This window comes from Paenibacillus sp. V4I7, from assembly GCF_030817275.1.
In the GTDB taxonomy this organism is placed as follows: Bacteria; Bacillota; Bacilli; order Paenibacillales; family NBRC-103111; genus Paenibacillus_E.
The window spans coordinates 5880204-5904390 of record NZ_JAUSZD010000002.1; the positions used below are offsets into that span (position 1 = coordinate 5880204).

The 24187-nt window shown below is 46.8% G+C and carries 18 protein-coding genes, 7 tRNA genes, 2 rRNA genes and 1 pseudogene; 2 read left to right on the forward strand and 26 right to left on the reverse strand.

From position 1 onward, the window contains the following. Positions 1 to 12: 12 nt before the first annotated feature. From QFZ80_RS27570 to QFZ80_RS27615, 10 genes are all read right to left on the reverse strand, one after another. Positions 13 to 88, reverse strand: a tRNA-Phe gene (locus tag QFZ80_RS27570). Between the two features lie 19 nt (positions 89 to 107). Next, positions 108 to 184 (reverse strand) — tRNA-Asp (locus tag QFZ80_RS27575). A gap of 34 nt (positions 185 to 218) precedes the next feature. Then, a tRNA-Met gene (locus QFZ80_RS27580) sits at positions 219 to 295 on the reverse strand. 53 nt (positions 296 to 348) lie between these two features. Next, positions 349 to 424 (reverse strand) — tRNA-Val (locus QFZ80_RS27585). Positions 425 to 437: 13 nt separating this feature from the next. Then, positions 438 to 512 (reverse strand) — tRNA-Glu (locus tag QFZ80_RS27590). Between the two features lie 15 nt (positions 513 to 527). Then, a tRNA-Ser gene (locus QFZ80_RS27595) sits at positions 528 to 619 on the reverse strand. A 3-nt stretch (positions 620 to 622) separates the two neighbouring features. Beyond that, positions 623 to 698, reverse strand: a tRNA-Asn gene (locus tag QFZ80_RS27600). An 81-nt stretch (positions 699 to 779) separates the two neighbouring features. Further along, positions 780 to 3699, reverse strand: a 23S ribosomal RNA gene (locus tag QFZ80_RS27605). Positions 3700 to 3976: 277 nt separating this feature from the next. Continuing rightward, positions 3977 to 5518 (reverse strand): 16S ribosomal RNA (locus QFZ80_RS27610). Together the 16S and 23S rRNA genes with 7 tRNA genes alongside form the textbook arrangement of a ribosomal RNA operon. Positions 5519 to 5906: 388 nt before the next feature. Beyond that, entirely contained in the window at positions 5907 to 6713 is an 807-nt protein-coding gene (locus QFZ80_RS27615) for a nucleotidyltransferase-like protein (protein WP_307562021.1), read from the reverse strand. Between the two features lie 189 nt (positions 6714 to 6902). Between QFZ80_RS27615 and QFZ80_RS27620 the strand changes: the two genes are divergently transcribed. After that, complete coding sequence (locus QFZ80_RS27620) at positions 6903 to 7307, forward strand: DUF2614 family zinc ribbon-containing protein (protein WP_307552743.1); 405 nt, start codon at positions 6903 to 6905, stop codon at positions 7305 to 7307. 152 nt (positions 7308 to 7459) lie between these two features. Here the strand turns inward: QFZ80_RS27620 and QFZ80_RS27625 are convergent, their stop codons facing one another. From QFZ80_RS27625 to QFZ80_RS27695, 15 genes are all read right to left on the reverse strand, one after another. After that, complete coding sequence (locus QFZ80_RS27625) at positions 7460 to 9196, reverse strand: glycosyl hydrolase family 18 protein (protein WP_307562023.1); 1737 nt, start codon at positions 9194 to 9196, stop codon at positions 7460 to 7462. Between the two features lie 123 nt (positions 9197 to 9319). Next, on the reverse strand, positions 9320 to 9754 hold the full coding sequence (gene perR / locus QFZ80_RS27630) for a peroxide-responsive transcriptional repressor PerR (RefSeq protein ID WP_307552739.1): 435 nt from the start codon (positions 9752 to 9754) through the stop codon (positions 9320 to 9322). A gap of 100 nt (positions 9755 to 9854) precedes the next feature. Next, positions 9855 to 10433, reverse strand: coding sequence for a DUF6677 family protein (locus QFZ80_RS27635; RefSeq protein ID WP_307562025.1), 579 nt, complete (start codon positions 10431 to 10433; stop codon positions 9855 to 9857). Between the two features lie 20 nt (positions 10434 to 10453). Next, a complete protein-coding gene (locus QFZ80_RS27640) occupies positions 10454 to 10762 on the reverse strand; it encodes a hypothetical protein (RefSeq protein WP_307562028.1) in 309 nt (102 codons plus the stop codon). After that, positions 10713 to 11315 (reverse strand): RNA polymerase sigma factor, encoded by a 603-nt coding sequence (locus tag QFZ80_RS27645; protein ID WP_307562030.1) that lies wholly within the window; start codon positions 11313 to 11315, stop codon positions 10713 to 10715. The genes QFZ80_RS27640 and QFZ80_RS27645 overlap by 50 nt, the downstream gene beginning before the upstream one ends. A gap of 60 nt (positions 11316 to 11375) precedes the next feature. After that, positions 11376 to 12083 (reverse strand): MgtC/SapB family protein, encoded by a 708-nt coding sequence (locus tag QFZ80_RS27650; protein WP_307552730.1) that lies wholly within the window; start codon positions 12081 to 12083, stop codon positions 11376 to 11378. Between the two features lie 75 nt (positions 12084 to 12158). After that, positions 12159 to 12641 (reverse strand): GNAT family N-acetyltransferase, encoded by a 483-nt coding sequence (locus QFZ80_RS27655; protein ID WP_307552728.1) that lies wholly within the window; start codon positions 12639 to 12641, stop codon positions 12159 to 12161. Positions 12642 to 12727: 86 nt separating this feature from the next. Continuing rightward, complete coding sequence (gatB, locus tag QFZ80_RS27660) at positions 12728 to 14179, reverse strand: Asp-tRNA(Asn)/Glu-tRNA(Gln) amidotransferase subunit GatB (protein WP_307555948.1); 1452 nt, start codon at positions 14177 to 14179, stop codon at positions 12728 to 12730. 33 nt (positions 14180 to 14212) lie between these two features. Then, a complete protein-coding gene (gene gatA / locus QFZ80_RS27665; RefSeq protein WP_307552726.1) occupies positions 14213 to 15670 on the reverse strand; it encodes an Asp-tRNA(Asn)/Glu-tRNA(Gln) amidotransferase subunit GatA in 1458 nt (485 codons plus the stop codon). A 28-nt stretch (positions 15671 to 15698) separates the two neighbouring features. Next, a complete protein-coding gene (gatC, locus tag QFZ80_RS27670) occupies positions 15699 to 15986 on the reverse strand; it encodes an Asp-tRNA(Asn)/Glu-tRNA(Gln) amidotransferase subunit GatC (protein WP_057305138.1) in 288 nt (95 codons plus the stop codon). Between the two features lie 172 nt (positions 15987 to 16158). After that, complete coding sequence (locus QFZ80_RS27675; protein ID WP_307562033.1) at positions 16159 to 17454, reverse strand: TolC family protein; 1296 nt, start codon at positions 17452 to 17454, stop codon at positions 16159 to 16161. 24 nt (positions 17455 to 17478) lie between these two features. Next, a complete protein-coding gene (locus tag QFZ80_RS27680; protein WP_307552719.1) occupies positions 17479 to 18696 on the reverse strand; it encodes an ABC transporter permease in 1218 nt (405 codons plus the stop codon). A gap of 8 nt (positions 18697 to 18704) precedes the next feature. After that, positions 18705 to 19979, reverse strand: coding sequence for an HlyD family secretion protein (locus tag QFZ80_RS27685; protein WP_307562034.1), 1275 nt, complete (start codon positions 19977 to 19979; stop codon positions 18705 to 18707). A 33-nt stretch (positions 19980 to 20012) separates the two neighbouring features. Further along, positions 20013 to 20588, reverse strand: coding sequence for a TetR/AcrR family transcriptional regulator (locus QFZ80_RS27690; protein ID WP_307552715.1), 576 nt, complete (start codon positions 20586 to 20588; stop codon positions 20013 to 20015). Positions 20589 to 20777: 189 nt separating this feature from the next. Further along, on the reverse strand, positions 20778 to 21158 hold the full coding sequence (locus QFZ80_RS27695) for an ATPase (protein WP_307552713.1): 381 nt from the start codon (positions 21156 to 21158) through the stop codon (positions 20778 to 20780). 216 nt (positions 21159 to 21374) lie between these two features. Here QFZ80_RS27695 and QFZ80_RS27700 point away from each other — a divergent pair, with 216 nt between their 5' ends. Beyond that, a complete protein-coding gene (locus QFZ80_RS27700) occupies positions 21375 to 22766 on the forward strand; it encodes an MATE family efflux transporter (RefSeq protein WP_307562037.1) in 1392 nt (463 codons plus the stop codon). A 60-nt stretch (positions 22767 to 22826) separates the two neighbouring features. On the opposite strand, the pseudogene QFZ80_RS27705 reads toward QFZ80_RS27700, so the two are convergent. Then, positions 22827 to 24080: pseudogene (locus QFZ80_RS27705) on the reverse strand (alpha-L-fucosidase). Between the last annotated feature and the right edge of the window lie 107 nt (positions 24081 to 24187).

Consider the following 24187-nt stretch of genomic DNA (forward strand, 5'->3'; position numbering starts at 1 on the left):
AGTTTGTAAAAATGGTGGCTCGGGACGGAATCGAACCGCCGACACGAGGATTTTCAGTCCTCTGCTCTACCGACTGAGCTACCGAGCCTTACTTGATTTTGAAAAAATGGCGGAGCTGACGGGATTCGAACCCGCGGTCTCCTGCGTGACAGGCAGGCATGTTAGGCCACTACACCACAGCTCCATGCTAAGTACAATATCTTCTTCTATAAGAAGATTGGTTGCGGGGGCAGGATTTGAACCTGCGGCCTTCGGGTTATGAGCCCGACGAGCTACCGGGCTGCTCCACCCCGCGTCAATAAGCATATATGATGAATCCTAGTAAAGCAAGTCTTACTAAAGGAATCATGGTGGAGGCTGACGGGATCGAACCGCCGACCCTCTGCTTGTAAGGCAGATGCTCTCCCAGCTGAGCTAAGCCTCCATGGAAGTAAGAATGGTGACCCGTAGGGGACTCGAACCCCTGTTACCTCCGTGAAAGGGAGGTGTCTTAACCACTTGACCAACGGGCCTTGCTAGAAAGATAGTGGCGGAGAGAGAGGGATTCGAACCCTCGAGACGCTTGTGACGCCTACACGATTTCCAATCGTGCTCCTTCGGCCAGCTCGGACACCTCTCCATATGGCTCCCCGAACAGGACTCGAACCTGTGACAACTCGATTAACAGTCGAGTGCTCTACCAACTGAGCTATCAGGGAATAGAAACAATGTTCACTTCAAGGATTTATTCCTTGAAAACTAGATACGAAACTTGCGTAAAGTAATTCATCTTAGGTTTATTGGTTAAGCCCTCGACCGATTAGTATTCGTCAGCTGCATGCATTGCTGCACTTCCACCTCGAACCTATCAACCTCGTCGTCTACAAGGGGTCTTACATACTGGGAAATCTCATCTTGAGGGGGGCTTCGCGCTTAGATGCTTTCAGCGCTTATCCCCTCCGTACATAGCTACCCAGCGATGCCTCTGGCGAGACAACTGGTACACCAGCGGTACGTCCATCCCGGTCCTCTCGTACTAAGGACAGCTCCTCTCAAATTTCCTACGCCCGCGACAGATAGGGACCGAACTGTCTCACGACGTTCTGAACCCAGCTCGCGTACCGCTTTAATGGGCGAACAGCCCAACCCTTGGGACCTACTTCAGCCCCAGGATGCGATGAGCCGACATCGAGGTGCCAAACCTCCCCGTCGATGTGGACTCTTGGGGGAGATAAGCCTGTTATCCCCAGGGTAGCTTTTATCCGTTGAGCGATGGCCCTTCCATTCGGTACCACCGGATCACTAAGTCCGACTTTCGTCCCTGCTCGACTTGTAGGTCTCGCAGTCAAGCTCCCTTATGCCTTTGCACTCTGCGAATGATTTCCAACCATTCTGAGGGAACCTTTAAACGCCTCCGTTACATTTTAGGAGGCGACCGCCCCAGTCAAACTGCCCACCTGACACTGTCCCCATACCGGATCACGGTACCAGGTTAGAACTCCGATACGATCAGGGTGGTATCCCAACGATGCCTCCACCCAAGCTGGCGCTCAGGCTTCAAAGGCTCCCACCTATCCTGTACAGATCGTACCAAAGTCCAATATCAAGCTGCAGTAAAGCTCCATGGGGTCTTTCCGTCTTGTCGCGGGTAACCTGCATCTTCACAGGTATTAAAATTTCACCGGATCTCTCGTTGAGACAGCGCCCAAGTCGTTACGCCATTCGTGCGGGTCAGAATTTACCTGACAAGGAATTTCGCTACCTTAGGACCGTTATAGTTACGGCCGCCGTTTACTGGGGCTTCAATTCATAGCTTCGGAACCGAGGTCCCTAACCACTCCTCTTAACCTTCCAGCACCGGGCAGGCGTCAGCCCGTATACTTCGCCTTGCGGCTTCGCACAGACCTGTGTTTTTGCTAAACAGTCGCTTGGGCCTTTTCACTGCGGCCCCCTCGGGCTATTCACCCTACCGAGGCACCCCTTCTCCCGAAGTTACGGGGTCATTTTGCCGAGTTCCTTAACGAGAGTTCTTCCGCGCGCCTTAGAATTCTCTTCTCACCCACCTGTGTCGGTTTGCGGTACGGGCACCTTCGCCTGGCTAGAAGCTTTTCTTGGCAGTGTGAACTCATGACCTTCGGTACTTAAATTTCCCTCCCCATCACAGCCCAGCCTTAACGATGTGCGGATTTGCCTACACATCAGCCTCACTGCTTGGACGAGCATCCATCAGCTCGCGTCACTATCCTTCTGCGTCACTCCATTGCTCATAACGGCTACGGTGGTACAGGAATTTCCACCTGTTGTCCATCGACTACGCCTTTCGGCCTCGCCTTAGGTCCCGACTTACCCTGAGCGGACGAGCCTTCCTCAGGAACCCTTAGGTTTTCGGCGGATCAGATTCTCACTGATCTTTTCGTTACTTATACCGGCATTCTCACTTGTATGCGCTCCACCTGTCCTTACGGTCAGAATTCTACGTACATACAACGCTCCCCTACCCATGCACATACGTGCAAGCCATAGCTTCGGTGGCGTGTTTAGCCCCGTTACATTTTCGGCGCAGAGTCACTCGACCAGTGAGCTATTACGCACTCTTTCAATGGTGGCTGCTTCTAAGCCAACATCCTGGTTGTCTGTGCAACTCCACATCCTTTCCCACTTAACACACACTTGGGGACCTTAGCTGATGGTCTGGGCTGTTTCCCTTTTGACAATGGATCTTAGCACTCACTGTCTGACTCCCGGATTTAAGTTTGTGGCATTCAGAGTTTGACTGGACTTGGTAACCCTTGGCGGGCCCCGCACCCAATCAGTGCTTTACCTCCACAACTCAACATCCGAGGCTAGCCCTAAAGCTATTTCGGGGAGAACCAGCTATCTCCGAGTTCGATTGGAATTTCTCCGCTACCCCCACCTCATCCCCGCATTTTTCAACATGCGTGGGTTCGGGCCTCCAGTGAGTGTTACCTCACCTTCACCCTGGACAGGGGTAGATCACACGGTTTCGGGTCTACGTCCACGTACTAAAGCGCCCTATTCAGACTCGCTTTCGCTGCGGCTCCGTCTTTTCAACTTAACCTCGCACGGGAACGTAACTCGCCGGTTCATTCTACAAAAGGCACGCCATCACCCATATAGAGGGCTCTGACTTCTTGTAAGCACACGGTTTCAGGTTCTTTTTCACTCCGCTTCCGCGGTGCTTTTCACCTTTCCCTCACGGTACTGCTTCACTATCGGTCACTAGGGAGTATTTAGCCTTGGCAGATGGTCCTGCCGGATTCCGACGGGGTTTCACGTGACCCGCCGTACTCAGGATACCTCTAGGGGTTTCGTTCGATTTTGGCTACAGGGCTTTTACCTTCTATGCCGGACCTTTCCAGATCACTTCGCCTACCGAACTAACCCCACAACGAGGTCCTACAACCCCAAGGAGCAAGCTCCTTGGTTTGGGCTATTCCGCTTTCGCTCGCCGCTACTGACGGAATCACTTTTGTTTTCTTTTCCTCCAGGTACTTAGATGTTTCAGTTCCCTGGGTATGCCTCTACTATTGCTATGTATTCACAATAGAGTAACTGCGCATTACCACAGCTGGGTTCCCCCATTCGGACATCCCCGGATCAAAGCCTGCTTACGGCTCCCCGAGGCATTTCGTCGTTCGCCACGTCCTTCTTCGGCTCCTAGTGCCTAGGCATCCTCCGTGTGCTCTTTCTAGCTTAACCATTTATAGGGATCTTTTGCGCTAAGCAAAAGTCTCTCCTATTGAAAGAGTTAAAGATTTTTGTGTAACCCGAAGGTTAACACAACCTAAGTTCTTACTTTACGTTTTGTTTCGTTATCTAGTTTTCAAGGAACAACTGTAATGCTTTTGAAAGATTGCTCTTTCAAAACTGAACACGAGTGAGTAAGCGATTTGTGTGAACAATGAGAGACTTTGATCTACGATCAAAGATCCCTATATATCACTTGACTGGATCTATCAGATCCGAGTCTCCATAGAAAGGAGGTGATCCAGCCGCACCTTCCGATACGGCTACCTTGTTACGACTTCACCCCAATCATCTACCCCACCTTCGGCGGCTGGCTCCCTTGCGGGTTACCCCACCGACTTCGGGTGTTGTAAACTCTCGTGGTGTGACGGGCGGTGTGTACAAGACCCGGGAACGTATTCACCGCGGCATGCTGATCCGCGATTACTAGCAATTCCGACTTCATGCAGGCGAGTTGCAGCCTGCAATCCGAACTGAGATCGGCTTATAAGGATTGGCTCCACCTCGCGGCTTCGCTTCCCGTTGTACCGACCATTGTAGTACGTGTGTAGCCCAGGTCATAAGGGGCATGATGATTTGACGTCATCCCCACCTTCCTCCGGTTTGTCACCGGCAGTCATCTTAGAGTGCCCACCCGAAGTGCTGGCAACTAAGATCAAGGGTTGCGCTCGTTGCGGGACTTAACCCAACATCTCACGACACGAGCTGACGACAACCATGCACCACCTGTCTCCAATGCTCCGAAGAGGGCACCTATCTCTAGGTGTTACATCGGGATGTCAAGACCTGGTAAGGTTCTTCGCGTTGCTTCGAATTAAACCACATACTCCACTGCTTGTGCGGGTCCCCGTCAATTCCTTTGAGTTTCACTCTTGCGAGCGTACTCCCCAGGCGGCATACTTACTGTGTTAACTTCGGCACCGAGGAATCGAATCCCCAACACCTAGTATGCATCGTTTACGGCGTGGACTACCAGGGTATCTAATCCTGTTTGCTCCCCACGCTTTCGCGCCTCAGCGTCAGTTATAGGCCAGAAAGTCGCCTTCGCCACTGGTGTTCCTCCACATCTCTACGCATTTCACCGCTACACGTGGAATTCCACTTTCCTCTCCTACACTCAAGTCAACCAGTTTTGGATGCGAACCGGGGTTGAGCCCCGGGCTTAAACACCCAACTTAATTGACCGCCTGCGCGCGCTTTACGCCCAATAATTCCGGACAACGCTTGCCCCCTACGTATTACCGCGGCTGCTGGCACGTAGTTAGCCGGGGCTTTCTTCTCCTATACCGTCACACAAAAGGCAGTTACTCCTCATGCTATTCGTCTAGGGCAACAGAGCTTTACGATCCGAAAACCTTCATCACTCACGCGGCGTTGCTCCGTCAGACTTGCGTCCATTGCGGAAGATTCCCTACTGCTGCCTCCCGTAGGAGTCTGGGCCGTGTCTCAGTCCCAGTGTGGCCGTTCACCCTCTCAGGTCGGCTACGCATCGTCGCCTTGGTAGGCCGTTACCCTACCAACTAGCTAATGCGCCGCAGGCCCATCTATAAGCCACAGATTGCTCCGTGTTTCATGATTCTCTCATGCGAGAAAACCAGTTATCCGGTCTTAGCTATCGTTTCCGATAGTTATCCCGATCTTATAGGCAGGTTACCTACGTGTTACTCACCCGTCCGCCGCTAACTTATCCCGAAGGATAAATCCGCTCGACTTGCATGTATTAGGCACGCCGCCAGCGTTCGTCCTGAGCCAGGATCAAACTCTCCATAATAGTGGACGATTGCTCGTCCGTATATCTGAAAGCTGAAATGCTCATTGACTTGCTAGCGAGATTTTGCAATCTCTTTTTTGAACGATTTCTCGTTCGTGCTTACTCACTCGTTGTTCAGTTTTCAAAGATCAATTTCTTTCGCGTTTCTTCACCATCCGTTTAGCGGCGACTTTTATAATATATCACATCTAGGCTACTCAATGCAAGCTTTTTTTATTTTTCTTTTTTCTTACTTCGCTTACATCTTGGTACTGCGTTGGCTTTCGAATGCGAACCGTTTTTAGCGGCGAGAGTTAATTTATCATAGAATTGCAATCAAAGTCAAGCAATAAAATAAGAATAAAAAAAGAACCAGAATAACATCTGATTCTTCATGGGTTTGGCTCGGTTAAATACTCGTATATCTTAATTCTATTTCTGAATTCTCTTCATCAATGAGAACGGCCACTTCTTTAATCAATCCTTTTTTGACAAGCTTATTTAACAGTAAGGGAAGCTCAGCCCTAAGCTCAACTAACTGAGAATGCTGCTGCAGTTCATCCGTACTTAATGGCTGTTCATTTTCTCTAAGTACTTGAATAAACGCCTCACAGCAACGCTCCATTTTCGACATAACCGAAAATTCACAGGCGAGTAAAACAAGCTGAACTCTCTGTTTCAACGTTTCCTTACTCATTGTCAGTTCCTCATATAACTTATACACGCCAGGATTAATCGCACGGATCTGCCTCCAAACGGTTATTTCCGGGTGATAACCATCTTCGATAATAACAATGCGAGCCCAATGATGAAGCGCTTCTAGAATATTATTATACGCATCCAGCAAATGCTCATCTAAAATGTATTCCTTGCTCTGAAGGTATTTACGTAAAAATAAGGAAAATTCAACCAGTAGTTTGTGCTCACGTAAGTCCCCCGGAAACTCGAGTATTCGATGACGCAAGCCTTCTAAATAAGTGTTCTGATCCAGAAGTATCTCTCCTTTTAGCAGCCAGTGAAGGATATTTCGGTTGACGCCATGACGTATCCATTGCTCTATGGAAGATGGATCTACCCATCTTTCTTGTATCCTCGAATCGTCTCTTATATAATTAGTCGTATGATTGTTCAGGCTCAGGTCGTTCGTTACTATTAGAAGTAGCGTATCAAAACCATCTGTCAGTGAAGGAAGTTGCTTAGGATTATCTACCGCCATGACACTAATGATCCTCTCTCGTCATTTCGGAACTTAAGCAAAAACTGCTCTTTATCGATTCCCATGGGTATCCGAAGCTCCTGTCTCCAAATTGTTTATATCTATTTCTACATCGTAGAAGGAGTTTCCTGCTGATTTCTGTGACAATTCATACAAACATGATAGCAATTGAATGGGGAGGAACAACGCGTGCGTTTCAGATCAAGTAAAGTAAATGAATTCCGCTTATGGGGTCTCGCCATGACCATGGGTGGAATGCTGCTTATGATTATAGGACTAGCTGGCATCGTTTTTGATTGGGGGAAAGCAGGGCGAATCATCGCTGTGGTCTTCATGATCATTGGTATGATAAGTATGATGGTTAGCATGGGTATATACTTCTGGGCAGGTATGCTCTCCACATCGGCGACCGTCATTGATTGTCCGGAATGCGGAAGAAGAACGAAGATGCTGGGGAAAACGGATCGCTGCATGTTTTGCAAAACGATCTTAACAGTTGATCCACAATACGAGCCAACGACCGAAAACGAAACAGCCGCCACACAAACAGTTCAAGTCGAATTGGACAGAGCTCATGAGCATAAGCCTCATTGATTGTGAGAAAACCTATCGATGCCTTTCGAAGATAAGCGACCGCGTTTAACGAGGAAAGGCTTTGGTCTACGACCAAAGATCCCTATATTAAATTTTATCGCCAATAACAAAACAAAAAGCCGCAACCCTCTTGGGTTCGGCTTTTTGTTTTGTTATTGCTTAGCTTGTTGTAAAGCATCCTGAATGACTTTCCACGTTGCCGGCTGTTCAAAGCCTCTTCTCCATGAGGCCACTCCAGCTAGATCGTACTTCTTAACGAGTTCGAGCCTTGCTTTCATTGATGTTTCATCTTCTAACCAAATACGTATGAGTTTCTCTCCTTCTTTGTACTCCACATAGTTCTGACCTGTTTCCGTTAAGAAAGTAGGGGTTAGTTTCTTATCTTTAATAATCGTCTGGGCAGCTTCCATTGTTAAAGTTTTGGAGGTAGCTGTCGTTTTGCCATTTTTCGTCTCTTCGGTCCACTGGCGCGTATAGAATGGCACACCTAGGACAAGCTTAGATGGTGGTACCTTCTCGCTCCCCAAGAGCTGGGTAATAGAACGCTCTGTCCATGGCAGCGATGAAACGGAGCCAGATTTGGGGCTAGTAGCCCAGTACTCGTCATAAGCCATCAGCATCATGTAATCAACAACTTCGGCAAGAGCGGGTCTGTCATAGAACATGGACCACATCTCATTCGTTGATTTCGGTGTAACATCAATGGAAACAGCTAGACCTTGTTCATGCATAAAAGGTGTCATTTCGCGGACGAATTGGACCAAATTTTCTTTATCTTTGAGATGCACATTTTCAAAATCAATATTGATACCCTGCAAATTGTACGTTTGTGCAAAGCCGAGCAACTGTTTAATCATTTTCATACGACGATCATAGGACGACAACGCTTGAGACGTTCGATCGGGTTCAAAGCCGTTGCTAAACAACGCCCAGACTTGATAATTGCGCGTTTGCGCCCATTTTACATAGGCAGCGTCGGCCAAGTTCTTAATGCGCCCCTCACCGTCAGCCAGAGAGAACCAGGTAGGGCTAACAACATGTAAGCCGGGCATATCGCCAAGCTTGGTAGTATCGGGATTCTTCGTAATGACGTGCTCCCATGTCAGATTCAGTTTGCCGTTAAGAGGCTTCCAAGCTTCATACGCTGACGCCTTCTCCTGAGCTGGTATAGTTTCTTCATGATCCTCCATAATATCTGCTTTGCGTACAAAGCCTATAGGACCACTCTGCTGCTGTACGCGATACCATTCTCCCTCTACGGCTACTATCATAACTTGTTCATTGTTTGCGATCGTGGAGACTATCGGCGCTTTTATAGAAGCAAATGTCCGCAGCTGGGCATCTTCGGTACCCACATGCTTCCCCCACTTGACGAGGTCACCCTTTTTGAATAAAAGAATGGCACCTGACTGCTCGGACTCTCTTATTTCAAAAGGATACAGCTGCCGAAGGGGCTCAATGGGCACATAAATGTCATTCCCTTTCTTTTCAACAGGAAAAGATAAGGTGATTGGTTTCTCGTTCATTAGTGCTGTAAGCTCCGTAGTCTTTAACTGCAATACTTTATCTTTCGTTGTGATAATAACGGAATCAGTGCTTTTCTCATATATAATAGATGGGTCCATCCACTCCTGGATGAGTTCCAGTGGTAGCTTCAATCCCTCTTTTTCCCCAATCGCACTTGTCTTAAAGTAATTTCCTTGATAAAAAACCGGCTTACTTAACTCGTGATATTCAGGTTCTACTTTCTCACGATTCGGTGCTAACTGCTGCCATAAGAACGAAGCTGCACCCGCGGCGAACATTCCAATAAAAAGACCAAATAACAAGAAAATTCTCTTCGTTGGTCTTCTGCGTTTCGGTTGCTGATCTGTAGGTGTTGAATGCAAGGTTTCACTTCCTTTATGCGATATATAAAAAGAAAAAACGTGCTCTTACCTCTCTACATCCGAAAGGTAGGATCACGTTTCATTATACATCATAGGAACAGATAATGAGGAATTCTACTTAAGTTAATGCTTGGTAATCCCTGTACAATCCGGGCAAACACCATAAACCTCTAGTCGATAACCGCCAACTCGGAAACCTGTTTGCTGAGCAGCGGTAGTCTCTATATCCGAAAGTGGCGGATACTCAAAATCCGAAATTTTCCCACACAACTCACAAACAGCATGATAATGGTCCGTCATATCCGCATCAAAGCGACTCGAGCTGTCTCCATAAGTCAGTTCCCGAACGAGTCCCGATTCAATAAATACTTTGAGATTATTGTAAACAGTCGCAACGCTCATGTTAGGAAATTTCGATTCAAGAGATTTATAAATGTCATCTGCTGTCGGATGAGTCATGGAGTCCAGCAAAAAGGATAGAATAGCATGCCGCTGCGGCGTCATCCGAACACCTGTTGTTTTCAACTTAGCTAAAGCCTGTTCTAATTGTGCTGCCATGGTACTCACCACCTGATGTTAGTCATTAAAACCTTACATTATATTGTACGTGTGTTAATTGACTTTTGTCAATGATGGTTGCGTATATAGCACCATTTGGTTATTTATTTTTACGGGAATCTAGTACATACATAGCCAAACCGGCAAGGACGAGGATAACCGATCCAATATACGAGCCCATGAGATCAAAGAGCCCAGTAAACCAACGAGGTTTGTTGCTGAGAAGAAAAAATAATACACCAGCCGCAACAAGAATAACACCTAAGTTTGTCCCTTTGATTAGTTTCTGTAAAGGATCTTCATTGGTATAAAGTTCAGCTCCAAATTCCCCAAGCTCATTGCGACGATTCACATTATCTGTACTTTGAAGAGCATCGAATAGATTATAGAAGTAAATGACCGGAATGAACAAAGCAAAAAGCGTAACCATAGGTACACTTGTATCGGAACGAGACGATAAAGACGTGATAATAAAAATATCCAGAATGAGAAGCATCATAATAAATAGACCGCGCTGCATAAGGCCTAAATAAAAGTGTCCAGTTCCCGGGACGATGAACGACAAAACCCCTGCGACCCATTTACGCTTCCTTGGAGCTTGATAATAAGGAGCATAGTGTTGAAAAGAAGGATTGGCCGAATACTCCGGAATGTGCGGATTGTCGTTTGGTAGATTCATTTAAATACCTCCTAGATGATTTACAAAATTCGGGATAATTGTTGGATATACGATGTTATCTGAGTGATCCCCGAATCAATATTCATTATTTTGTTGATAATTCCTGATTGCATGAGGAGTACAGTCGCGGCTATCGCAACAAAACTATTCACCCATTGTTTTCTTCTGCCAACTTGATGAATCTTTGGAATTTCAGGAGTTTCAGCAGATTGTACCCTGCGCATCACACGCTCCGTCAGCATTGGGTTTGGTTCACTTAGCGGCATCTCGTCCAGCATCTTATTTAGGTATTGCGTGAGCCGAGTGTCTTCCTGATGTTTGGGAATCACGTGAATTCACCTCCAACCATTTTTCTTTTAGCATCGCTTTTCCCCGATAGAGTCTAGTTTCCAACGTTTTCATGGGCAGCCCGGTCACCTCAGACATTTCTTGGTACGAGAGCTGCTTATAATGAAACAAATACATAATTAATCTATACTTGTCTGGAAGTTCGGAAAGCAGAGCCTGCATACGCTCCTGCTCATCCTTGCGCATAGCCATTTCCTCAGGCTGTTCACGAGCATCCGTAAACCAACCCTTCATTTTATCGAGAAGCGCTTCATAGGGCTTACGTTTCTGCGAACGCCGAAAGTCAGTCACGAGATTCGTCGTCATGCGATAAAGCCAAGTTGTGAACTTCGCGTCGCCGCGAAAATGAGCTAATGAACGAAACAGCTTAACGAACACTTCTTGGGTTAAGTCTTCAGCAGTTTCCTTATGCCCGACCATGCGGTATACCAATGTATAGATGTAGCTTTTATGACGTTCTACTAATACACGGTAAGCATCGGAGTGACCTTGACGGACCCGGTCGATCAGCTGCTCATCCGTCATTTTGTCCATGCCTGACTTCCCCCTTTCTGTTCGTCCAAAAGCTTAGACGCTCCCTATGGTCAGACCCCTTCAATTTTTACTTTTTTCGAGAGTAACGCCGGTAACCCCTTTCATTTGATTGATTTCTTCAAGAACCGTCCCGATAATAGACGGCTTAGGAATGGTGACGTGGAATGTAATTTGAACATGATTCGGTTTACTGTCGATCTCTTGTTCTTCCATTGAGATCTTACGGATGTCAACTTTCTGTTTACCGAGAAGGGTCGTAATAAGTCCAAGCGTCCCCGGTTGATCATTCGCCAGTATTTTGAGAATACGAATTTTCTTCCCATTAAAATATTTATGCTCCACTTTATTCAAAATCCATAGGGAGATGAGTACCATGAAACAAGCAAGGACAGCTGCATAATAGAAGCCAGCCCCAATGGCAAGGCCAATCCCCGCAACTACCCAAAGGGAAGCCGCTGTCGTAAGACCCGTAATGGATCTCCCATTAAAGATAATCGTTCCAGCACCTAAGAATCCGATACCGCTGATCACTTGCGCAGCTAAACGCGAAGGATCAATACGGACATTCACTTCGTTCACAAAGGCACTAAACCCATACATAGAGAGCAACATAACTAGGGCAGAGCCAACACAAACTAAAATATGCGTACGAAGGCCAGCTGCATGACTGCTGACCTCCCTCTCAAAACCGATTAAGCCGCCTAGAAAAAGCGCCATAACTAACCTTATAGTGATATGGAGTTGATCAATAACCCAAGGATTGCTCATCGTGTAACCGCTCCCTTTTTTCATACTGATAGTGCCTTGTATCACACATGATAGTGAGAACCACTGAACATATATTTAGGAGATGATGGCCGGCCGTTCGAAAGTGGTTAAGCTTATTCCCGGAGGAACTGTGAATACTCGGCGTACGGCAAAACCAAAACTCTCGTATAACTGAATAGCAGGTAAATTCTCCGTTCCGGTGGATACAATAAAACGCGTTGCCCCATTTAACTGTTGATCCATTAGTATATGTTGTAAAAGTGACCTAGCAATCCCGCGGCGAAAAAAATTCGGATGTACCATCATACGGCAGATCGTGACAATGCAGCCTTCTCGGGAGTAGGAGATGGCCCCAGCTAGTGTGCGCTCATCATTCTCATGAACGAAAAAGCCATAAAATGTTTCCACCGCTTCGCGTATAGAGTGGATGCCATCCTTCAGCGGCGGGATGTCATCGAAGCCAATAAGGTCTGCTTCCACGCGATAGGAAGCCATCTGTAGAGATAACAGGACCAAGATATCCTCGTTAGTTTCCAATAGAAGTTGTTGAATAGACAATCTGATCCCTCCTCTCTAGAACTTACACGCTAATTAACTGAAAAAAGTGGCGTCCATAAAACATCGGATCACCACTTCAACCATCATCATTTACTGTTCAGGCACTCCACAATTAATTTGTTGACGAGTCCTGGATTTGCTTTACCTTTGGTTTCTTTCATAACTTGCCCGACTAAGAAGCCCACGGCTTTTTCCTTGCCGGCTTTGAAATCCGCTACCGATTGTGGGCTGTTCTCCACAACCTGCTCAACAATGGCCTTGATAGCACCTTCATCGCTGATTTGTACAAGCCCCTGCTCTTCAACGATCTTTTGCGGCTCTTTGCCGGATTCGATCATTTCCTTGAACACCGTTTTGGCGATTTTGGTGGAGATTGTACCTTTCTCAATCAGACCAATCATCTCGCCTAAGCCCTTACCTGTGATTTTCACATCGGCCAGTTCCAGGCTATTCGCGTTCAAATACCCGAGCAGATCGCCCATGATCCAGTTCGAGACTGCTTTGGCATCTTGGGTATATTGTAAACTCTCCTCGAAGAAATTCGCCAGTTTCATGGATGAAGTGATTACATCAGCATCATAACTTGGCAGTCCGTACTCACTGCTGTATCTCGCTTTACGCGCATCAGGCAATTCAGGGATAGCAGCTTTGACACTAGCTTTCCAAGCATCGTCGATATATAAGCTAACGAGATCCGGATCCGGGAAATAGCGGTAGTCATGCGCGTCTTCTTTGCCGCGCATTGCCAAAGTCATTCCTTTTGCTTCATCCCAGCGGCGGGTTGCTTGTTCGACTTCACCGCCACTGCGAAGAATTTCCGCTTGGCGATATTCCTCGTACTCGAGTCCTTTTTGGACACCGCGGAACGAGTTCATGTTCTTCAGTTCGGCTCTCGTGCCGAACTTCTCTTGCCCGAAAGGACGCAAGCTGATGTTGGCGTCGCAGCGCAGCGAGCCTTCCTCCATTTTTACATCGGAAACATCACAATAGATCATGATCGCTCTGAGCTTCTCTAAATAAGCCCGCGCTTCCTCCGGCGAACGCAGATCAGGCTCGGATACGATTTCAATCAGAGGTGTTCCCGCACGGTTCAAGTCCACAAGCGAGGTGTAACCACCATCAACATGTGTCAGCTTGCCTGCATCTTCCTCAAGATGAACGCGAGTCACACCAATACGCTTGCTTACTCCATTCACTTCGATATCGATCCAACCGTTCAAGCCGATCGGCTGATCATATTGCGAAGTTTGATAGGCATCCGGTGAATCCGGGTAAAAATAGTTTTTACGGTCAAATTTACTATGTGTCGAAATCGTACAATTGAGCGCCATTGCGGCTTTCATCGCATATTCGACCGCTTGACGGTTAAGTACCGGCAGTACGCCCGGGTGACCTAAACAAACCGGACATGTATTCGTATTCGGAGGTGCTCCGAATGAGGTTGCACAACCACAAAATATTTTGGAAGCGGTATGAAGTTCTACGTGAACTTCAAGACCGACTACAGTTTCAAATTGGATATCTGTTGCCGACAAAATGAATGCCTCCTTCGTTACTCATGAACTATTAACCTACAATTGCGGGCGCTGCTTATGATGATCTGTATGCTGCTCGAAAGCGTGGGCTACACGCAGAAGGGTAGCTTCATCCAACGCTTTGCCGATGACTTGCAGGCCAACGGGAAGTTCGTTCACGAATCCGCAAGGTACGCTAATTGCAGGAATGCCCGCCAAACTGACCGGAATAGTCATAATATCGTTCAAATACATCGTGAGTGGATCACTGCTTTGTTCACCGATTTTGAAAGCAGGTGTCGGAGCCGTTGGTCCGATGATGATATCGAATTTCTCGAACACTTGATCAAAATCTTGCTTGATCAGGGTGCGGACTTGTTGTGCTTTCAAGTAGTAAGCATCATAGTAGCCTGAGCTTAACGCATAGGTTCCAAGCATGATACGGCGTTTGACCTCGGGGCCAAAGCCTTCGCTGCGCGACATATGGTACAAGTCCAGCAAATTGCGAGCGTTGTCCGAACGCACACCGTAGCGCACGCCGTCAAAGCGCGCAAGGTTCGAGGACGCTTCGGAAGAAGCGAGCAAGTAGTAAGCCGCTACTGCATACTCAGAATGAGGCAGTGTCACTTCTTCCCATACAGCACCTAAGCCTTCCAGGACTCTGAGCGCTTCAAGCACTTTCTCTTTGACGGCAGGGTCGATACCATTGCCCATGTATTCTTTGGGTACGCCGATGCGCAGACCTTTGATATCACCGGTCAATGCGCTGAGGTAATCAGGGATATCCACTTTCGCAGACGTGGAATCCTTCGGGTCGTAGCCGGCGATGGCTTGCAGCAGATAAGCAGAGTCTTCAACGTTCTTCGTCAGCGGCCCGATCTGGTCGAGTGAGGACGCGAACGCGACTAAGCCATAGCGGGACACGAGTCCGTACGTCGGCTTCAGCCCGACGATACCGCAATAAGCGGCAGGCTGGCGAATTGAGCCGCCTGTGTCTGAGCCCAGCGCGAAGTACACTTCGCCTGCAGCTACTGCTGCAGCGGAGCCGCCGCTGGAGCCGCCTGGCACGTAATCCGTGTTCCACGGATTGTGGGACGGATGGAACGCGGAGTTCTCGTTGGAGCCGCCCATGGCGAATTCATCCATGTTAAGCTTACCGATCGTAACGGTTTGAGCATCCTTGAGCTTGCTAACCACTGTTGCATCATAGATCGGCGTGAAATTGGATAAGATTTTGCTTGCACAGGTCGTTTTCAAGCCTTCGGTGACCATGTTATCTTTGATCCCGATCGGAAGGCCGAATAAATGGCCGCGTTCACTGCTGCTCGCGAGCTGCTCGTCCAACTTGGCGGCAGCTTGTCTGGCGTTCTCTTCATCTAATGTAAGAAAGGCGCGAACCTTGCTTTCTACTTGCTGAATTCTTGTATAGGATTGATCCACGAGATCGGCAACTTTAAGTTCTTTGCCTTGAAGCTTCGCGTGAATTTGTTGTAGGTTTAAATCAAACAAAGACAACGACAGGCACTTCCTTTCATAATGGTTCTTATTCTAAAACAGCTGGGACTTTGAATTGCCCATCTTCGTGATCGGGTGCGTTCAGCATCACTTTCTCAATAGGGAGAGATGGCTTCGTAACATCTTCACGCATGACGTTGACTAACGGCATGGCATGGCTTGTCGGAATAACACCTTCGGTATTCAGCTCATTCAGCTGCTCGGCATATTTTAAAATGGCATTTAGCTGTTCGGTAAAAAGTTCCTTCTCATTATCACTCAGGTCGAGTCTAGCCAACTTCGCAACGTGCTCGACATCTGTTTTAGTTATGCTCAAGTTTTCTACACCCCTTTAATTAATCAGCATTTAGTCATTCTTTTCATTATATCCCAGATATTTTACGAACTCAATCCAGAAAAAACCACAAATCAAAAACCACAGCTTTCTTCTTAGCTTGGCTTAAAAGCCAGCACCAAAAAGAAGCTATGGTTGAGTTAGCGGTTAATCATTATTGGATAAAACCCGTATCCATCGCTTTCGCTTTTTCTTTTAACACGTAATACTTGAACTTAGAAGCGGCTAAGGCTGTTTCGTTCTGACGGACTTTGATTTCAAATTTATTCAGATCATGCTTGGAGATGACGCCAACGCTAAAGCGAAACTTCATTTTAGTCAAATCGGCCTGTACATCATTCAAGTTCCGCTGTTCCGTGAGAACGGCTTGATACGCATTCTTGGCATCGTTGTACGTCGCTTGAATTTTCTTGGTCAGTTCAAGCTTGGTTTGCTCATTTTTCTGCCCATTGATGGGCAGGTTAACGCCTTGATACGTTTCACCATATGTGTTCTGGGTAACCGTGTGACCCGTTTCCCATACAGCTTCGTCGATGTTATTGCCGGAGGCTTTCATTTGGTAGGATGCTTTCAGTAGCGTTGTTGTGGCTGTCTCCGTGATAGGATCTACTGAAATGGGCTCGATATCCTTGACGATCAGGTTAGGATCATAGGAAATCCCAATGTCTGTCGAAAGCTGTACTAGCCCCAACCGATAGTTATTAAGCAGCGTTGCGATATCGTCCTTATGCTTATTGATGGCTTTCTGAACTGTCTGCACATCGTCAGGTGATGCTAACCCTTGCTGCGCGAAAAGCGTAGCTTTCAGCAGGTCTTTCTCTATCACAACTTCGTATTCCTTCATGAAATCAAGCTGCTTCATTTGGGCTAATAGCTGCACATATTGCGCGATGGTTTGCAGACGGATACCTGCCTTAGCTTCATCTGACTGCAGCAGCGAATTCCGCCCATCCGTCCCGAGCTGATGTGCTGCTATACTCATTTGTGAGCGTTGGGAGGATATGATTTTATTCATGCCGCCAGCGAGAGCCCCCATTCCCTGCATCATCTGGTTCATCGCATTATTTTGCATGACGGTCCAGGCAATATCGGTTGGGTTGGTTAGGTTAGGGAGCTGTGGATTTCCCGTGTTGGTCACCTCTACCGGAGTACTCGGTAAATGTCCGGGCGTCATCGAGGCTGAACCCATTTCGTTCATTTGCTGTTCCAGATCGGCCTTTTTACTGCCTTGAGCCGCGTATTTTAGCGTTAGCAGGGCAAGGTTATGGGAATCTTTCAGCGCTTTGTCCAGCACGTATGTCAAATCCACGGAAGATATGGTTTCCAGAACGTCCGCATTGACGTATACATTTTGATTTGGATCTTGGGCATTATCGGCGAATACGAGAGTTTGCGTTGTACTTGAAAGGAGTAACAGGGCTGTAGATAAACTTATGAGCGTTTTTTTCATAAAAATCGCTTCCTTCCCATTCGGTTATAACGTGATATTCGATCCGGATCGCAGCGCAGTTCGCGTGCCTGCAGCGGTATCCGACTTCTTTTTAGAGAAGATAATGAAACGAGTTAACAACATAGCAATGAAATAAGTGAGTGCACCGGTCAAAATCAAAGAAACGCAATCATGCCAAATGACGGAAAAGTCATTTCCTTTAACAAATACATTGCGCACGCCATCTAAAAAATAAGTGAGCGGAAGCATATGCCCGAGCACCTGCAGCACTTTAGGCATGGCTTCGAATGGCCAAGTGAACCCCGATAGCATGAAGGAAGGCACCGCAATTAACATGGCAGTCTGCGTCGCTCCGAGCTGATTGCTCGAGAACAAGCTGATTAGATAACCGATACCGCTGACCGCAAAGGTAAAGCTCACAACGATGGCCAAGCCGACAAGCAAACTGCCGCTCATGGGTGCACCAAAGGCATACAAAGCGATAACAAAGGTAACGGATGTATTAAAGAAATTGATTAAGAAGTACGGAGCTGTCTTCGCGTAAGCAATGCGCCACGGATTTCTTCTCCATGCCTCGAACCGCTGCCACGTCCCAGCATCTTTCTCGCGAGTAATGGTTAAGGCAATGCCAAGAAACAGAACTTGCTGTAAAATCGCGCCAACAAGCCCGTACAGCATAAAGTCGCTGTAATTGAAAGCTGAATTGTACATAATGCGATACCGGAATGGTATTGGTGAAAGTGTGTTCATCACTTCTTCATTCTGAAGTCCTTGCTTTAGTTGGAGCTTTTTTTGTGAGTACCCCATGCTGAAGGTTGTGATCACTTCGTTAGCCCCTTTGGTAGCGGAGTTCGAAATCATCATGTTGCTGCCGTCGATCAGTGTAAGCAGCGGCAGCGTTTCGCCATGCTTCAGCTTCGCTTCGAAATTAGAGGGAATGACGAGGCCAACCTTGGCCTCTCCCGATGATAGCGCCCGCTTCACATCATCCTCTGAGTGATATTCCTTCTTGATCTGGAACGTTTCACTTTGCTCGAAGGCTTGAATAATTTGACGACTTAGAGGACTTTGGTCTTCATCGATAACAACAGTGGCCATTTCGGTCACTTTATGGTGTAAGTAAATCGATCCGAACAGCACCGTATACAAGATCGGAACGAAGAACAAGATCAGAAAAAGACGTCGATCCTTCAGAATGTGCTTCCATTCTTCTGTAATTAGCTTGCCAATCTGAAGATCCATCTCCTTCATCATCCTTCCGTTTTACCGTTCCATTGCAAGGTCATCCCTGTTGTTGCTGCGTCTGGCAATGTATTCAGTTCGATTTTGATCCCAAACGAACGAATGTCCGTTTCGCCTGAGGTTTGTGTCGCTTTCTTGATTGCGAAATCAGGAGCAGCCGCTACGGTTTTAACGGTACCAACGACTTTCTCGCCCGTTGACAATAATGTCATACTGATGTTGTTGCCTACCTTCAGTCCTGCTATAGATGTCTCCGGCATATAAAACTTAGCCCAACGTTTCTCCGTCGACTCGATCGAGAGTATAGGGAATCCGGACCCTACAAGCTCGCCAACCTGTGCGGATTGCATAAGAATGACCCCATCGATTGGTGCGATCAATTCTGTGTAGCTCAAGTAAGTCTCCGCTTCCAACTGAGCCGCTTTGGCTTGCTGTTCACCGGATTGCGCTGATTGAATGGCACCTTGAGCTTGCTGTACAGCCGCTGCAGCCGCCGCTACATCGCCCTGTCTCACCTGCACGTTTCCACGATTGGCTTCAGCCAGCTTCAAGGACGCTTGCGCTTGGGCTAGCAAAGCTTCCGCTCCGCGAATTTCTTCCTCACGTGGTCCTTGATTCGCCATGTTTAGCTGCTGCTGTGCCAGATCGCGTTTCGTTTTCGCTTCTTCGTAGCTAACCTTCACTTTATCCACGTCAGCTTGAGCAACAAGCCCTTGCTCCAGCATCGCTTTCATCCGATTCAGGTTTTGCTCAGCAATGGTGTATACTTCGGAAGCCGCTTGGAACTGAATCTCAGCTTGCTTCTTCTCTTCCGGACGCGCCCCATTATGCAGCCCATCAACTTTGGCTTGAGCCGCGCTAACAGCCGCTTTGGCCTGTGCCACTTGCTGCTCGACTGTACCAGCCGTCACGTTGACACCGGCAATGCCCTGCTGCTTCTTCGCTTGAGCGGTCGCGGTAGCTCCTTGCGCCTCAGCGATCTTGCCTTGTGCGAGCGCGACAGCCGCTTTGGCCTGCTCGACTTTAGCTTCAATCTCTGTGCTTTGCAGGCGGGCTAGTACTTGCCCTTTTTTCACATCATCCCCTTCCTTCACGAGGATTTCTGTGACTCTACCGCCCACTTTGAAGCTGGCGCTTACTTCGTTCGATTCAATATAAGCCGTAGGATGCAGTTGGTTAACTGTATCTGTTTGGCTAGTTGCCTGTTTGGTTGTTAAAAGAAATGTACTCGTTCCGATGACAATCGCCATCACGGAATAAACCAATGGTCTAATAAAACGCATAATTACCCCTCCATGAAAAAAAATTAAAAAAAATTACTGATTCAGAAAATTACCAAAATATAACTGCAGCGTGTTCAAAATCCGCTCGTCGGTTAATGGCTCGTTCTGTTTCTGCTTTTCCCAATCAAAAACTAAAGCGACATACAGCTTGAATAAAATAAAGGCCGTCATCTTTGGGTCACAGCTCTTCATTGTGCCGTTATGCATCGCGCGTTCCATATGTTCACTCATGAACTGGATCACTTCTGTTTCGATACTGGCCATCGCCTCGATCGTTACCGGACTGCCAAATTGTTGAACCTCGTGAGCCAATTGGATCAGCAGCTCATGCTCTTTGCGAAAGACGAGAACCCCATAAATCGCACTATGAATTTTCTCGAAAGGTGTTGCCCCTTCTGCAATTGCTTTCTCGGCGACTGCTTTCATCTCGGCAATTAACGACTGTACAATTTCATGCAAAAGATCTTCCTTATTTGCGAAAAACGTATAAATCGTCGCTTTGCCGACACCGGCTATTTTGGCGATTTGATCCATCGTTGTACCTTTGTACCCAAAAAGTGAAAAAGATTTCTTCGCTGCTTCCATGATCAACAATTTTTTGGCATCCATTCGCGCACCTCAGAACTAGAATACTAAATCAGTTTTATGTTCGGATATTAATGTACCACCATTTCTTGATTTTAGCAACCCAAAAACCATGATTCTCAAGGAGCCTCTTTTGTATACGTAATCACACTAATAAAACAAAACCCGCACTAGTGAGCACTAGGCGGGTTTTGGTGTTTGATGATACATGTATTAAATCCAGGCCTTCAGGCCGATTTGTTTAATGAAGTCTTCGGTTGATTGAACATCTTTGTCTCGTTCTACTTCCTGTTGTTCACTTGGCTCACCATTCATAATTTTACGAAACAGCTCTTCGTTCTTCGTTGCAAGCGCGAAATCAATTAACGCTTCTCTCTCGACTTGGTCCGCCTGCTGATGGAGAAGAACTTCTTCAAGCTCGATATCTGACGCAGGAACGTAATAGTGTTTATTATCCTTGGGGACACGAACAACGTAATCGAAAATATTATCGTTATTGCGGTCGTAAGCAATAATATATCCATACCCGCCTATAGGCAGATTCTGTTCTAAACTATCGGCAATTACTATTATTTTCTCACCAAGACGTAGCATCTGAATTCCCCCCACCTATATAAAACAACAATTATAAAACCACAATCTATAAGTCAACCGGACTTACCCTCTACTCTACTAAAAAAAATAGTTTGTGTCCAATTGATAGAGGGATCATTCGTAAATTACGCATTTTTTTGGAATGAGATGGAAAAAGGTATAATGAATGAAGAACTTTAAATGCAATTATCTGAATGAAGAACAAGGAGATTCCACATGAGCGAGAATACCACTAAGAAGCCACGCCCGTCTTTAACGGAAGGCCCGATTGCCAAGACGTTGATCTTATTTTCTCTACCTATTCTGCTAGGTAATGTGCTCCAGACGCTTAATGGTTCTATTAATGCCATATGGATTGGCAAGTACCTCGGTGAAGGTGGGCTTGCGGCGACATCCAATGCCAACATTATCATGTTCTTCTTAATAAGCTCTATCTTCGGCTTTGCGATGGCCGCCGTTATCATGATTGGCCAAAATCTGGGTGGACAAAAGGTAGAAGAAGCTAAAAAAGTTGTCGGCACCAGTGCGGTCTTTTTCCTCATTCTTTCCATCGTCGTTGCCTTATTCGGGCTGCTTTTCTCCCATACCATTTTGGACTGGATGAATACACCTGCGGATGTTAAGGATCTTGCCGTGACGTACACGCGAATCATTTTCGCTGGCGTCCCATTTATGTTCGGTTTTAATCTCATCATGGCCATATTACGGGGTTCAGGCGACGCCAAGACTCCTTTCTACTTCCTGCTTTTGTCTGCCGTTTTGGACATTGTGCTTAATCCATTGCTAATTCAAGGCATGGGACCTTTTCCAAAAATGGGGATAGCCGGCTCGGCTGTCGCAACCTTTGTGGCACAGCTGATAAGCTTCGTGCTGTTGATCGTGTATTTGTATCAGAAAAAGTATTTTCTGCGGATTACGAAAAAGGATATTCCCCTGCTTCGCATTAATTGGATGATCATACGGACTCTGCTTCAAAAAGGACTGCCGATGGGATTGAATATGGTCGTGGTTTCCCTAAGCAACTTAATTCTCATCCATCTCGTGAACTCCTATGGTTCTGAATCAACCGCTGCCTTCGGCGTTGCGATGCAAATATCCAGCTATGTGCAAATGCCCGCAATGGCGATTGGCGGTGCTGTGACTTCCATGGCCGCGCAGAACATTGGTGCTGGGAGATGGGACAGGGTGAATCGAATTACGTGGACCGGTGTTGGGTTTAACATCATGATGACGGGACTTATTGTCGTTATTCTTCATTTGTTCAACCGTGAGGTCGTCAGTTTCTTCCTTCCTCCTGAGGGCAAAGCGATCGAAATTGGGGTACATATTAATAATTTAACGCTATGGTCGTTTATTATTTTTGGCGTTTTCAACGTCGTTGCGGGCGTAGTTCGTTCTGCTGGGGCTGTTGTGTTCCCGCTTATTGTTGCCTTTGTTGCTTTGCTGCTTGTACGTATTCCTCTTGCCACTATATTAGCGAACAAGTATGGATTTGATGTAATTTGGTGGAGTTTCCCTATTAGTTTCAGTGTAGCAGCTGCGATGAACTTGCTTTATTATCGCTTTGGGAAATGGAAGCAGGCTAGGATGATTCCAAGTAAAACGTAGAAAAAAATCTGCTTAGTCCGTAATTAGGACTGGGCAGATTTTTTTATCTCAACGTATGTGTTAAGTTAATTCCGCTTCCGCTACCCGCACGACAAAATCCATACCGTAGGGATAACCGGAGGCATAAAAACTGAACAAGTCCGCTTCCTGGTTTTGAACAAACGGCAAAGATTCCCCATTGTCCAACCACTTTACGGAACGAATCGGAACCTTTAATCCCGTAAACGCCCTCGGGCCAATACCGCCTCCGCCAAGTGTGACATTAGAATGTCCATTCGATCCCAAGTCGTGAACAAAGAAGTATAACTTCCCGTTATCTCCCTTCAAGGCAAAATCAGCACCTACACCTTGGATGCCGGACGGAGTTACGCTATAAATGGCTTCCTCATACATGTGTACCCAAATTCCCATGGTTTCCAATAAAAATTTTTGCAACGAATCTACCATTCCCGAACCGGTAGGACCAATGTTCAGCAGATAATTTGCTCCTACTTTCCTGCAAACGCAAATGGTTTCGATTAACTGCTTTACGGACTTGGTCTGAAAGTCTTTTAACCCATACCCCCAATGATTATTAATGGTTTGGCTCATTTCCGCAGCGACGTACTTGCTTCTGCCGCGACGATCGAGCGGGGTTGGCCGTCCTTGTTCGAAAGTCACACTGTCAATCTCCGGATGACCGTATTCCCCACGATGATGCAGCCCGGAATTATTGACAATTATCGCCTAGGGCTGATACTTGCGAATCATGCCGTACAGCTCATCCTCCCTCCAATCAGCCAAAGGTTTGTCCCAATTGCCATCAAACCAAAATCCACCAATTTTCCCATAATGCTTGCATAGAACCTCTACAGATTTTATTAAATAGTCCAAATAGGCATTAAAATCTTCCTGATAACTTTCCTGATACCAGTCGATTGTCGTATGGTAGAAAAATGGAACAATTCCTTCCTCTCGGCATCCGTCCACAAATTCAGCAATGAGATCGCGTCCTGCCAGACTGTGAGGGGCATCATAGGTAGAGAGCCCCCTTGTATCGTACAAGGAGAAGCCGTCATGATGTCGAGTCGTGAGCACGATATACTTCATACCGGCTTTTTTCGCTAGACTCGCAATCATTTTTGCATCAAAATTCTCTGCTGAGAACGTATCTGTCAGCTTCCGGTACTCTTCTTTGGCGATTCGATCAATGTTCATGACCCATTCCCCTCGACCCAACTGCGAATATAATCCCCAGTGAATAAACATGCCGAAGCCCATACGTTCGAAAGCGGCCACATGCTGTGAAGGCTCGGGAATTCGGTTTAAATCCATATTACTTATCTCCCCCTATTTGAAAGCGCTAACAAAATATACTGAATACTATCAACTTAAAGTGCGAATCATTTATTCTTACTCCTAGTACATATTTTACCTGCTGC

What these genes read in the sequence shown, in the direction of transcription:
- QFZ80_RS27700 (WP_307562037.1), top strand. Translation starts at nt 21,375, where the DNA reads ATGAGCGAGAATACCACTAAGAAGCCACGCCCGTCTTTAACGGAAGGC.
- QFZ80_RS27685 (WP_307562034.1), bottom strand. Translation starts at nt 19,979, where the DNA reads ATGCGTTTTATTAGACCATTGGTTTATTCCGTGATGGCGATTGTCATC.
- QFZ80_RS27645 (WP_307562030.1), bottom strand. Translation starts at nt 11,315, where the DNA reads ATGGACAAAATGACGGATGAGCAGCTGATCGACCGGGTCCGTCAAGGT.
- QFZ80_RS27675 (WP_307562033.1), bottom strand. Translation starts at nt 17,454, where the DNA reads ATGAAAAAAACGCTCATAAGTTTATCTACAGCCCTGTTACTCCTTTCA.
- QFZ80_RS27650 (WP_307552730.1), bottom strand. Translation starts at nt 12,083, where the DNA reads ATGAGCAATCCTTGGGTTATTGATCAACTCCATATCACTATAAGGTTA.
- QFZ80_RS27690 (WP_307552715.1), bottom strand. Translation starts at nt 20,588, where the DNA reads ATGGATGCCAAAAAATTGTTGATCATGGAAGCAGCGAAGAAATCTTTT.
- QFZ80_RS27695 (WP_307552713.1), bottom strand. Translation starts at nt 21,158, where the DNA reads ATGCTACGTCTTGGTGAGAAAATAATAGTAATTGCCGATAGTTTAGAA.
- QFZ80_RS27635 (WP_307562025.1), bottom strand. Translation starts at nt 10,433, where the DNA reads ATGAATCTACCAAACGACAATCCGCACATTCCGGAGTATTCGGCCAAT.
- perR (WP_307552739.1), bottom strand. Translation starts at nt 9,754, where the DNA reads ATGGCAGCACAATTAGAACAGGCTTTAGCTAAGTTGAAAACAACAGGT.
- QFZ80_RS27680 (WP_307552719.1), bottom strand. Translation starts at nt 18,696, where the DNA reads ATGGATCTTCAGATTGGCAAGCTAATTACAGAAGAATGGAAGCACATT.
- QFZ80_RS27615 (WP_307562021.1), bottom strand. Translation starts at nt 6,713, where the DNA reads ATGGCGGTAGATAATCCTAAGCAACTTCCTTCACTGACAGATGGTTTT.